At 59.6% G+C, this 11,979-nt stretch carries 11 protein-coding genes; 5 read left to right on the top strand and 6 right to left on the bottom strand.

Annotation, left to right across the window (positions count from 1 at the left end):
* Positions 1 to 25: 25 nt before the first annotated feature.
* The 4 genes from glpX (at position 26) to HMPREF2912_RS08430 (ending at position 4,904) form a co-directional block, all read left to right on the top strand.
* The gene (glpX, locus tag HMPREF2912_RS08415) at positions 26 to 1,045 is read left to right on the top strand and encodes a class II fructose-bisphosphatase (protein ID WP_070530529.1); all 1,020 of its coding nucleotides are present in this window, start codon (positions 26 to 28) and stop codon (positions 1,043 to 1,045) included.
* A gap of 98 nt (positions 1,046 to 1,143) precedes the next feature.
* Entirely contained in the window at positions 1,144 to 2,544 is a 1,401-nt protein-coding gene (locus HMPREF2912_RS08420) for a class II fumarate hydratase (protein ID WP_070530531.1), read from the top strand.
* 168 nt (positions 2,545 to 2,712) lie between these two features.
* On the top strand, positions 2,713 to 3,336 hold the full coding sequence (locus tag HMPREF2912_RS08425; protein ID WP_070530532.1) for a TetR/AcrR family transcriptional regulator: 624 nt from the start codon (positions 2,713 to 2,715) through the stop codon (positions 3,334 to 3,336).
* Positions 3,330 to 4,904: an MDR family MFS transporter gene (locus HMPREF2912_RS08430; RefSeq protein WP_070530533.1), complete on the top strand. Its 1,575-nt coding sequence runs from the start codon at positions 3,330 to 3,332 to the stop codon at positions 4,902 to 4,904. Before HMPREF2912_RS08425 ends, HMPREF2912_RS08430 begins: the two co-directional genes overlap by 7 nt.
* Positions 4,905 to 5,054: 150 nt before the next feature.
* On the opposite strand, the gene HMPREF2912_RS08435 is transcribed toward HMPREF2912_RS08430, so the two are convergent.
* From HMPREF2912_RS08435 to HMPREF2912_RS08455, 5 genes are all read right to left on the bottom strand, one after another.
* Positions 5,055 to 6,191, bottom strand: coding sequence for a hypothetical protein (locus HMPREF2912_RS08435; RefSeq protein WP_070530535.1), 1,137 nt, complete (start codon positions 6,189 to 6,191; stop codon positions 5,055 to 5,057).
* Positions 6,192 to 6,273: 82 nt separating this feature from the next.
* Positions 6,274 to 6,849, bottom strand: a complete 576-nt coding sequence (locus tag HMPREF2912_RS08440; RefSeq protein ID WP_070523963.1) for a GNAT family N-acetyltransferase — start codon at positions 6,847 to 6,849, stop codon at positions 6,274 to 6,276.
* A 71-nt stretch (positions 6,850 to 6,920) separates the two neighbouring features.
* The gene (locus HMPREF2912_RS08445) at positions 6,921 to 8,279 is read right to left on the bottom strand and encodes a PhoH family protein (RefSeq protein ID WP_070683825.1); all 1,359 of its coding nucleotides are present in this window, start codon (positions 8,277 to 8,279) and stop codon (positions 6,921 to 6,923) included.
* A 373-nt stretch (positions 8,280 to 8,652) separates the two neighbouring features.
* On the bottom strand, positions 8,653 to 9,315 hold the full coding sequence (locus HMPREF2912_RS08450) for an LGFP repeat-containing protein (protein WP_070683828.1): 663 nt from the start codon (positions 9,313 to 9,315) through the stop codon (positions 8,653 to 8,655).
* A 127-nt stretch (positions 9,316 to 9,442) separates the two neighbouring features.
* On the bottom strand, positions 9,443 to 10,144 hold the full coding sequence (locus tag HMPREF2912_RS08455; RefSeq protein ID WP_070597570.1) for a LysR family transcriptional regulator substrate-binding protein: 702 nt from the start codon (positions 10,142 to 10,144) through the stop codon (positions 9,443 to 9,445).
* A 98-nt stretch (positions 10,145 to 10,242) separates the two neighbouring features.
* On the opposite strand from HMPREF2912_RS08455, the gene HMPREF2912_RS08460 reads away from it, so the two are divergent.
* A complete protein-coding gene (locus tag HMPREF2912_RS08460) occupies positions 10,243 to 10,563 on the top strand; it encodes a DUF5997 family protein (RefSeq protein WP_083299207.1) in 321 nt (106 codons plus the stop codon).
* Here HMPREF2912_RS08460 and glyA read toward each other — a convergent pair.
* Positions 10,560 to 11,861, bottom strand: a complete 1,302-nt coding sequence (gene glyA / locus HMPREF2912_RS08465) for a serine hydroxymethyltransferase (RefSeq protein WP_070683830.1) — start codon at positions 11,859 to 11,861, stop codon at positions 10,560 to 10,562. The two genes, HMPREF2912_RS08460 and glyA, sit on opposite strands and share 4 nt — an antisense overlap.
* Positions 11,862 to 11,979 lie beyond the last annotated feature (118 nt).

Genomic DNA, 11,979 nt, shown 5'->3' on the forward strand with positions numbered 1-11,979 from the left:
CTGAAAAGAAAGGGACTAATCACACATGTCTGATAACACGTCTTATATCCCCGATCGCAACCTAGCCATGGAGCTGGTGCGTGTCACTGAGGCAGCAGCACTCGCCTCGGGTCGCTGGGTTGGCCGTGGACAGAAGAATGAAGGTGACGGCGCCGCGGTGGATGCTATGCGCAAGCTCATCAACTCCGTAGAGATGGACGGCGTCGTCGTCATCGGTGAGGGCGAAAAGGATGAGGCCCCCATGCTGTTCAACGGAGAAAAAGTCGGCACCGGCCAGGGCGCAGAAATGGACATCGCCGTCGACCCGGTTGACGGCACCCGTCTTATGGCAGAAGGCCGCCCGAACGCTATTTCCGTCATCGCTGCTGCTGAGCGCGGCACCATGTATGACCCCTCCGCAGTGTTCTATATGAAGAAGATTGCTGTCGGCCCGGAGGCTGTTGGCTCAATCGATCTCAATGAGTCTGTGGAGTGGAACATCAAATCCGTGGCCAAGGCCAAGGGCATCAAGCCAGCTGACCTGACCGTCGTCGTACTCGACCGCCCGCGCCACGATGACCTTATCCGCCAGATCCGTGAGGCAGGCGCCAAGGTTCGCCTCATCATGGATGGTGACGTCGCCGGCGCCATCGCCACCTGCCAGGACACCAACTCCATCGATATGATGATGGGTATCGGTGGCACCCCAGAGGGCATCATCACCGCATGTGCCATGAAGTGTATGGGTGGTGAAATCCAAGGCAAGCTGTGGCCTAAAGATGAAGCAGAGGCAGAGAAGGCACGCAAGGCCGGACACGACCTTGATCGCGTCCTCACCACCAACGATCTGGTCTCTTCTGAAAACTGCTACTTCGCCGCAACCGGCGTTACCAATGGCGACATGCTCCGCGGCGTATCCTACCGCCCCAACGGCGCCACGACCCGTTCTCTGGTCATGCGCTCCAAGTCCGGCACGATCCGCTACGTCGACTCCATCCATAAGCTGGCTAAGCTGCAGGAATACTCCGTGGTGGACTACACCAACCCCCACGATAAGGAAAGCTAATCCACTTTCCTGCGAAGAGTGCTACGGTGGCCATCAATGCCGTGCCACGGCACACATAAAGAACTCTACAATTCTCATCTCACAGAAAAGGTGACTTCATGACTGAATACCGCATCGAACACGACACTATGGGCGAAGTCAAGGTTCCGGTCGATGCCCTGTGGCGTGCCCAAACCCAGCGCGCTGTGGAAAACTTCCCCATTTCTGGCCGTGGCCTTGAAGCTGCCCAGATCCGCGCACTCGGTCTTCTCAAGGCCGCCTGCGCTCAGGTGAATAAGGATTCCGGCAAGCTGGATGCGGAGAAGGCCGACGCTATCATTGCGGCAGCCACCGAGATTGCAGAAGGCAAGCACAACGATGCCTTCCCGATCGATGTCTTCCAGACCGGCTCCGGTACCTCTTCCAACATGAACACGAACGAGGTCATCGCTTCCATCGCCCACAACAATGGCGTGGAGATTCACCCGAATGACCACGTGAACATGGGCCAGTCCTCCAACGACACCTTCCCCACCGCAACCCATGTTGCGGCGACCGAGGCTGCCGTCAACGACCTCATCCCGGGCCTCAAGGTCCTCCACGAATCCCTCGTGGCTAAGGCCAAGGAATTCGCCGACATGGTCAAGTCCGGACGCACCCACCTGATGGACGCCACCCCGATCACCCTGGGCCAGGAGTTTGGCGGCTACGCTCGCCAGATCGAGCTCGGCATTGAGCGCATTGAGGCAACCCTGCCGCGCTTGGGTGAGCTGGCCATCGGCGGCACCGCAACCGGTACCGGCCTGAACACTTCCGCTGACTTCGGCGGCAAGGTTACCGAGGAGCTCAAGAAGCTCACCGGCGTCAAGGAGCTGTCTGAGGCCAAGAATCACTTTGAGGCCCAGGCCGCTCGCGACGCCTTGGTGGAGTTCTCCGGCGCCATGCGCACCGTGGCTGTCTCCCTCAACAAAATTGCCAACGACATCCGCCTCATGGGCTCCGGCCCGTTGACCGGTTTGTCCGAGATCCACTTGAAGGACCTGCAACCGGGCTCCTCCATCATGCCGGGCAAGGTCAACCCGGTTCTGTGTGAGGCAGCCACCATGGTCGCTGGCCAGGTTATCGGCAACGATGCAGCCGTTGCCTTCGGCGGCTCCAACGGCCACTTCGAGCTCAATGTCTACATCCCGATGATGGCTCGCAACGTTCTCGAGTCGGCCCGTCTGCTGGCCAACGTCTCCCGCGTTTTCGCTGAGAAGTGCGTTGACGGCATCGAGGCCAACGAGGAGCGCATGAAGAAGTTTGCGGAGTCCTCCACCTCCATCGTGACCCCGCTGAACTCCAAGATTGGCTACGAGAACGCAGCCAAGGCAGCTAAGCACGCACTGCACGAGAAGATCACTGTCCGCGAGGCAGTCATCGACCTCGGCTTCGTCGACGGAGAGAACCTCACTGAGGAGGAGCTCGATGAGCGCCTCAACGTTCTCACCATGACCAACCGCGACCGCGACAACTTCTAAGCTCGCTTTCGCGAACGCCGCCGCTCTCCTTCGGGAGGGCGGCCTTCGTCGTTTTCAACGCCCACGCTCAGCGTCATAGTAACCACCGTCATATTTTTAGATCTCCCTTTCAAAAATCACCCGAATTGCACTTGGTGCAAATTTGCACTGGGTGTACTGTTGCACTCTGTGCAAGAAGAAATGTCATTACGCGAGCAGAAGCGCCTCAAGACGCGCCTGCGAATCGAAGACGCCGCCACCCGTCTCGTGGATGAGCGTGGATTCGCCGACGTTACCGTCGAGGAAATCTGCGACGCAGCGGGGATTTCTCGGCGCACGTTTTTTAATTATTTTGATTCCAAAGACACTGCTGTGCTCGGTGCGCCGAGTCACGATTTCACCGAGGAACAGAAGAAGGCTTTCCTTAGCGCCCCTACGGATAGCGTTTTCAGGCTGGCGGTCGACCTAATTAAAGGACACCTCGTTGGCCAGCATGTCAACGAGGTCATCACTGAGCGTCGCCGTCGGATCTCTGGGGACAGCGATGCCGCAGCGGCGGCACTCAGCCGTAAGCGGGCCAAATCGAACGAGATCCTGGAGCTCATCACCGAGCGCCTTGACCAGGATGCTTCCTTGCGGCAGATGCCCGAGGTCACGGCTGAGACTGAGGCGATACTCATTGCCTTTGCTATCAGGGAAGCATTCTGGATAGCCACTGCGTCGCCAGATTTCAGCTGCGACATCCCCTTTGAGGAACGCTTCGAATCTGCGCTCACACTCATTAACAAATTTTCGAAAGGACTGACATGGTAGATACCGCGGCTAAGCCGGCCTCCCAGGCCGGCAGCGGCAAGCCGGATAACAACCTTGCCCTCGTATTCTCCGCCCTCGTGCTCACCATGCTGATGAGCTCTTTGGGCCAGATGATTTTCGCCACCGCGCTGCCCACCATCGTTGGCGAGCTCGGCGGCGTGGACCACATGAGCTGGGTCATCTCCGCCTTCTTGGTCATGATGACAATCGCCATGCCTATCTCCGGCAAGCTCGGTGACATGATGGGCCGCAAGTGGCTCTACATTGGCGGCATCGGCGTCTTCGTCATCGGTTCCACGCTCGGCGGCTTCGCTGATTCGATGAACCTGCTCATCATTGGCCGCGCCGTGCAGGGTTTCGGCGCTGGTTTCATGATGATTTCCTCCCAATCCATCATCGCGGAGGTCACCACCTCCCGTGAGCGCGGCAAGTTCATGGGCATCATGGGCGGCGTCTTTGGACTCTCCTCCGTCCTCGGCCCGGTCCTCGGTGGCTGGTTCACTGACGGCCCGGGCTGGCGCTGGGGCATGTGGATGAACATCCCGCTGGGTCTGCTCGCCATCATCGTATGCACCCTGGTCCTCCACCTACGCGTCGGCGATACCGACCTGCGCAAGTTTGACCTCCTCGGCGCCATCTTCATTTCCATCACCACCGCCTCCCTGATCCTTATGACGACCTGGGGCGGAACCCAATACGAGTGGTCCGACCCGATCATCATCGGCCTGGGCATCACCGTGGTCATCGGTGCCATCATCACCGTCTTCGTCGAATCCAAGGCCAAGGAGCCGCTCATCCCGGTGCAGCTGTTCAAGAACCGCAACATGGTTCTCACGACCGCTGCCGGCATGGTGCTGGGCCTGGCGATGTTCGGCGTGCTGGGCTACATGCCAACCTACCTGCAGATGGTTCACACTCTGACCCCGACCAAGGCGGGTCTCATGATGATCCCGATGATGGTCGGCATGATCGGAACCTCCACAGCCGTCGGTTTCATCATCGCCCGCACCGGTCACTACAAGCGCTACCCCATCATCGGCCTAGCAATCACTGCTGGCGCGCTGTTCTGGATGTCCAAGCTGACTGCAGACACCTCTCTGACCCAGCTCGGTGCAGAGTTCCTCGTCTTCGGCATCGGCCTTGGCTTCGTCATGCAGGTTCTGGTCCTCATTGTCCAGAACTCCTTCCCCATCGCCCTCGTCGGAACCGCGACTGCCGCAAATAACTTCTTCCGTCAGATCGGTTCCGCCATCGGTGCTTCCCTGGTGGGCTCCCTCTTCATCCACAACATGAAGGATGAAATGGCTGCCAACATGCCCGCTGCCATCAAGTCCATGGGTGAGGCAGGCAAGCCCTTCGCGGAGAAGTTTGCCAGCGCTAATGGTGGTTCCTCCAGCCTTACCCCGGCGCTGGTTGCCCAGCTGCCGGACCCCATCAAGGACGTTATCCTCAACGCTTACAACGACGGCCTAACCCCCGTCATCCTGCTGATGGTTCCTATGGCCATCATCGCGCTCCTCCTCATCCTCCCCGTCCGCGAGGAGCACCTCAAGGAGACGATTGATTAGAAGCCACAGCTTCGAGACAAGCTGGCGCTTGACGACGAGCAACGGTGGTCTGGGAGCTGAGATATCCCCTCGGCGTAGAAACCGGGTGAAGTAAGCACAAATCCTCGCTACGAGCATTCACGTAGCGAGGATTTCTTATTGTCACGATGCTTAGCGCAGGATTCCCAACTGGCGTGCCACCTGGGCAGCCACGCCGATGAGCGCGAGCACGCCGGCGAGGATGCCCACGATGGCACCAATGTTCGTGCCGCCGGAGCTCAAGTCCCCGCCGAGGGACTTCTTGGTCACCTTCACAGTCTTGGTGATCTGGTTATCCGAGACCTTTGCCTGGCCATTGCGCAGAACATAGGTGTTAAAGGTGACGGTCGCGGTGCCCTCAGACTTGGCCGTGTAGGTTCCGTCCTCGTTGACTTCAAGAACCTCTGGGTCGCTACTGCTTGGCGACGCCACCGGAACCCCCAGCTTCGCTCCCCAGAATCCATCGATGCGCAAACCCAGGCTTCCTTGGCTTCCGACCGAGGTTCCTCCCGTGGTCATCAGTTCAGCACGGTTTATAGCGCTTTCCGGCACGGCGATGGGGAATGCATGGCGACCGGCCGCCAACCGCGCCGGTTCGGACGGCTTATCATCGGCCGAATAGAGACCAGCTGTCACTTCTCCGATTTGAGCCTGCGCAAACTTCACGTATTCAGGATTAAGAATCGTGTACAGGTGGCCATTATTTGTTGACCATTGGCCGTTCTCTCGGACAAGGTAGTCCCACTCGCTGGGACCGCCGCTTCTGCTTGTAGACCACGATTCAACGGCATGTTCCATGTCCGTCGTGGTCAGGTTGTCCAAGGTATTGTAGTTGTCCAAGATTTCAGGAGTACGTGTGCCAACTGCGCGGCGATGATCAAACAAGAAGTTTCCCTCAGCAGCACGCTGCAAAACCGCGTGCTCGAGACCGCGGTCCCAGGAGATTGAATTCACATATGCCTCGCGGGTGCGGTAGCCAGCGGCACTAGCGGCCTGTCGCAGGGTTCCGCCGTTGAAGGGCAAGTTGGCGTCCCAGGCTTTGCCGCGCAGCTCGCGAACTTGACGGGTAACCAGGTCGATGTCTGACTGCATCACTGGCTCGGCAAAGACATAGGCCAGCGCGCCGTTGGGCTGATTGACGTCGAGCTCGGCCACGGGAACGGAACCAGCCGACGGATAGGTTGCTGCCGTGGCAACAGGTGCGGAGAAAGCACCCACCGACACGGCTACGGCTGCAGTAAGGGCAAGGACAGAAGTGCGCAAGGACATGCTTCACCTTCTAAGCGAGGGGAAATGAGAACAGCTTTAATTCTATCCCCAATCATGCCCTTCCATTAGAAAAGCAGGATAATTACTTTCTCTTCTGGTTGGCTGCTGCCTTCTTCTCCTCGGGCTTCGGCAGAAGAAGCTCATACACGTCCGTATCACGCCACTGGCCGGCGAGCTCACCGTAGGTCATCTTTGCCATGTGGGAGTACGTGCCCACCTTGACGAAGCCGCGGGACTTGTGGAGGCCGGCGGAACCTTCGTTCTCCGGGAAGATCCACGAGTGGATAGCCCACTTATGCAGGTCGCGGCAGACCTCGATGAGCTGATCCAGCAAAGCGCCACCGATGCCCCTTCCCTGGGCTTCTTTGCTCAGGTAGATGGAATCCTCGACGACGCCGTGGAACACAGTGCGGGTAGACGCCTGCGCGGCGCACACCCAGCCGAGAACCTTTGAATCATCCTCCGCCTCAACAGCGACGAACACTGACGCCATGATTTTGACGTTTTTGAACTCTTCAAAGGTCAACGAGCGGGTCTCGTAGGTAGCGTGGCCAGTGTTGAGGCCCTGCTCATAGATTTCTCGCATCTGTGGATAGTCCGCCGCGTTGAAGGGGCGGATGCGGAAATCCTTCTTCTTGTCTTTCGCGTTGTCGCTCATGGAACAATTATTACTGAGCACACGGCGTCAATGCCAAGCTGAGGGCAGAGAGATCGCCGCGCGCGAACGCGTTAGTTCTCCCCCTCCAACAGATCAGTGACCAGCTCTGCAATGGCAGAGCGCTCAGAGCGCTGCAGCGTGACGTGTGCAAAGAGCTCATGCCCTTTAAGTTTCTCAATGACTGCCTGCACGCCGTCGTGGCGGCCAACGCGCAAGTTATCGCGCTGGGCAACATCATGCGTCAGTACAACTCGGGAGCCACGACCCAAGCGCGACAGAACAGTCAGCAGCACATTGCGCTCAAGCGATTGGGCCTCATCGACGATGACGAAAGAATCATGCAGGCTGCGGCCGCGGATATGGGTCAATGGGAGAACCTCCAGCAATCCGCGGTCCTGGACTTCGTCCATGACGTTTTCGGATACCAGGCCTTCCAGGGTGTCATAGACGGCCTGCGCCCATGGATTCATCTTCTCGCTTTCAGAGCCCGGCAGGTATCCCAGGGACTGCCCACCCACCGCATACATGGGGCGAAACACCACGATGCGACGGTGTTCGCCGCGCTCCAGCACTGCCTCCAAGCCAGCACACAACGCCAGCGCGGACTTACCAGTGCCCGCCCTGCCTCCGATGGACATAATTCCAACGGAGGGATCCAAGAGAAGGTCCAGGGCAACGCGCTGCTCAGCAGAGCGGCCTTGCAGGCCAAAGACATTCGCATCGCCGCGCACCAAGCGAACGGTGCCCTCAGCCGTCATCCGGCCCAGAGCGGACTGCCCGCCTGCCTGCAGCGTAATGCCACAGTGCACCGGCAGGTCCTCGACGCGGGTGCCGGCGGTGGTCACGGAGCCGTCGATAAGCACCTCGCCCTCCCCGTAGAGCTCATCGATGACCTCAGCGCCGGTGGGCACCGTAGCCATGCCGGTGTAACCGGTGAGCACGACGTCCTGCGCATGGTATTCATCCGCCTGCAGGCCTACGGCACCAGCCTTGACGCGCAATGGGACGTCCTTAGTCACCAGGACGGTGTCCTTGCCCTCGTGCTGGAGATTCAGCGCGCAGGCCAGAATCCGGTGATCTCCCTCCGGCCCGCGAAAGGCCGCCGGCAACAAGGATTGATCCTGGTGGTTGAGTTCCACGCGCAAAGTCCCGCCCGCTGCATTGACGGGCAGGGGCTGGTCCAACGCCTCATAGGTAGCGCGAAGGTCCTCCAAAAAGCGAAGAGCTTGGCGGGCGAACCAGCCAAGCTCCGGGTGATGACGTTTTCCTTCCAACTCAGAAATAACGACGATGGGCAGTACCACATCGTGTTCAGCGAACTTACGCAACGCCCAGGGATCTGAGAGAAGGACGGACGTATCGATGACATAGGTCTTGGTCAAAACAGAGGCCTCATGCGGCTGCTCGGTGAGGACGGAAGGATTGGTCATAGCGGCAGGGTTCTCCCTTGTTATGCCCGCCCCAACTCATCGACCTGGGACGGCATGGTGAAGCTGGTGGTTTTCGAACTGTCCGGAGACTGTTCTTAGCTTCCGGACACCGTCCACGCTAGAGAGCAAAGGTTGAAATTACATGGGTGCAAGATGAACAGTATTAAAACGACAATCACCAGCGTCACACCATCCCCATCAGGCTCTACGAGCCTGTCGTCTCTCCCCCCACTCCCCCCCAACACTGCAGCTACATTCTTCGGCCCTGCACTTTCACGCGTTGACCGTGAAAAACGAAGAAGCTCCGCACCGTGTTATCAGTGCGGAGCTTTGTCGCTTTAGCTCACAAGGCAGCGAGCCGTTTCATGAGCGCTTAGTTGATGGTGGCCTCGTACTCACCGGACTCACCCTGCATCCAGGAGATGGTGCCATTGGTGAACTCCTGTACCCAGCCGTTGCCCTCGGCCTGCTCCGGGCCAGTCGGCAGGCCAACCTTGCTCTCCAGGCCGCCTTCCTCGGTCCAGGTCTCTGCGATCTTGCCGATGATCGGCTGGGTGCCGTCACCCTCACCGAATACCAGCAGCTTGTCCTTGGCAAAGGTAGCAACGCTTCCCTTGTCGGTGTTTTCAATGGATTCCGGATCGCCCCACTCAGCAGCCTTCTCCTTGATGGCCTGAGCGAAATCAGAAGGAACCTCTACGTCACCATTGGCGGTAGACACGCTCTCCTTGTCGCCCTCAGCGCCAGAGCCATCCTTCGACTCGGCGGAGTCCGACTCAGAAGAATCGGCACCTTCGCTGCCCTCGGCTCCCTCAGAGCCCTCGGCCTCGGAAGAATCGGCGGACTCGGAGTCCTTCATGGAATCCTTTGCGTCCTTAGCGGCAGAACCGGCAGCATCGGTAGCGTCGGACGCAGCGGACTGAGCAGCGTCGCCAGCATCCTTAGCAGCATCCTCAGCGTCGGAACAAGCAACGACACCCAGGGACAGGGTGGCAGCGGCGATACCTGCAGCGAAACGACGAGTCATCTTCTTCATTTTCTTAAGCCTTTCTGTCTAGTTGAGCACTGTTCTAAGTACTTTTGTTGAGAACGAAGCCCACCGTAGGCATGGCCAGCACTTCCTGCCACCACAGAACCTATGATTTGACAACAAAGACGTTGCTTTATCTCCGTTTCCGCTGTTGAGAACCCCTATATCTTTTTGATAACGGTTTGGAAACCGAGCCTCTTTGAGGCTTTCCTTGGGACTTTCTGCGCGCTTGCTTAGCTTTTGCTTTGTCGCGTGCGCTGCGTTTCTGGGCGGAATTGCGAGAAGAATTCCGCGTCCTCCCCTTTGCAACCCCGACGAAGTCTTGGATCTCATCGCCGTCATCAGCCCGGCGCCACACCAGTGCAATCACTGTGCGCGCCACAGTGGGGTCCTCCAAGCCCAGTGCCACGACCTGCTTCTTACTCAGCACCTTCAACAAAGGCCGCGGCGCGATGGCTACGCCCACGTTGGCTGCCACGACCTGCAAAGCGGTGCGCAGCGCCGGCACATCGACGCTGCCGTCCTGCGCAATCCGGTAATTCACTATTTCTTCGGCAACATCCTCCGGCGTGACGTCCTCCCCAACCTCCGCGTAGACAGAATCTTTCGGAACGGCGATGCCGGGTGCTTCCTCGTAGAGCTGGACGACGTGGAAGCTGTCATCAACCCGCGAATCCGGCAAGCGGGTCAGCGCTAGATCTGCCTCATGAGCAAGAAGAACGTCCATCGCGTCATCGGCGTCGACGGTTACCAGGGACTCTGGAGAGTGAGAATCACGGTAGCGACGAAACCATTTGCCGGGTTCTGTGCCAGTGGAAAAGACAAGGCGGAGCATGCACCTCATACTACGGTGCTGCTAGCGTTGTGAGCGTGACTGATACCCCGAATAGTGAAACCCCAGCCAACGAAACCCAGCAGCCTTCCGGCACCGCCATGCGTGCACAAACCGCAGCGAAGAAGTTGGGCATCTACCTGCCGGCCGCCCCGGAGGAGTTTCAAGCCAACGCGGTAACCCACGCGCAGCTGCGCGACTTACAGGAGAACCCGCCGGAGTGGCTCGCTACCCTACGCCGCGAGGGCCCCCACCCGCGCCCGGTCGTGGCACAAAAGCTGGGAATCTCCGTGACCGCGTTGAAGAAGAACGAGATGGACCGCCCTCTCACCACCGCGGAAATTAAAGAGCTCCTCAGCGCGATGCCCGAGTGGCTCGAAGCCGCCCGGAAAGCCCACGCTGAAGAGCGCAAGGAAGCTTAGACCAGCTTCCAGTCCTCAAGGCCGTCGTAGAGCGGGAAGTCCGCGGCGACCTTCTCAACGCGGGCGCGCAGCTTGGCGACGTCCGCGTTCTTACCGTTTGCCAGTGCAGTACCGATAACGTCGGCAACCTCGGTGAAGGCCGCCGTGTCGAGGCCGCGGGTAGCCAGGGCCGGGGTACCAATGCGCAGGCCGGAGGTGACCATCGGCGGGCGCGGATCGTTCGGCACCGCATTGCGGTTCACGGTGATGCCGACCTCGTGGAGGAGGTCCTCCGCCTGCTGGCCATCGAGCTCGGAGTTGCGCAGGTCCGCTAGGACAAGATGCACGTCGGTGCCGCCAGTGAGGACGTCGACGCCCGCCTTGGTGCAATCCTCGGCGGTCAGGCGCTCAGCCAGAATGCGCGCGCCTTCCAGGGTTCGCTCCTGGCGCTCCTTGAACTCCTCGGTGGCCGCGATCTTCAGCGCGATAGCCTTCGCCGCGATGACGTGCATGAGCGGTCCGCCCTGCTGCCCCGGGAAGACGTTGGAGTTGATCTTCTTGGCAAAATCCTGCTTGGCCAGGATGAGACCGGAACGTGGGCCGCCCAGCGTCTTGTGCACGGTGGAAGACACGACATCGGAGTGCGGCACCGGGGAGGGGTGCAGACCGGCGGCCACGAGGCCCGCGAAGTGCGCCATATCCGTCCACAGGTACGCGCCGACCTCATCCGCGATGGAGCGGAAAGCCTCGAAATCAATGGTGCGCGGGTAAGCGGACCAACCAGCGATGATCACCTGGGGCTTTTCTGCCAGCGCCTGCTCGCGCACCTTATCCATGTCAAGGCGCATGGTCTCCGGGTCAACCTCGTACGCGGCAACGTCGTAAAGCTTGCCGGAGAAGTTGAGCTTCATGCCGTGGGTCAGGTGCCCACCATGAGCCAAGGACAGGCCCATGATCTTGTCACCCAGCTGGATCAGCGACGCCAGCACGGCGGCATTGGCCTGGGCGCCGGAGTGGGGCTGGACGTTGGCAAAATCAGCGCCGAAAAGCGCCTTGGCACGATCACGAGCCAGATCTTCTACGATGTCAACGTGCTCGCAGCCGCCGTAATAGCGGCGCCCCGGGTAGCCCTCGGCATACTTGTTGGTCAGAACAGAGCCCTGCGCCTGCAGAACCGCGCGGGGGACGAAGTTTTCCGACGCGATCATCTCGAGGGTATCGCGCTGACGAGCAATCTCACCGTTAATAGCAGCAAAGACCTCGGGGTCGAGATCGCGCATCTCCTGGTAGCGCACGTCTGAATTGTTCGTAGTGGTCATGAAAGCGTGATGTCCCTTCGTAGAGATGGTCAATAAAGCCCGCGGCGCCCGCCCGCGGCACGACACCACCGGCTCTGCAATCGCCGAAGCTAGTTCTACATCCTAACGCCCGCATCCC

Origin of the sequence: Corynebacterium sp. HMSC056E09 (genome assembly GCF_001813425.1) — a bacterium.
Taxonomy (GTDB): Bacteria; Actinomycetota; Actinomycetes; order Mycobacteriales; family Mycobacteriaceae; genus Corynebacterium; species Corynebacterium hesseae.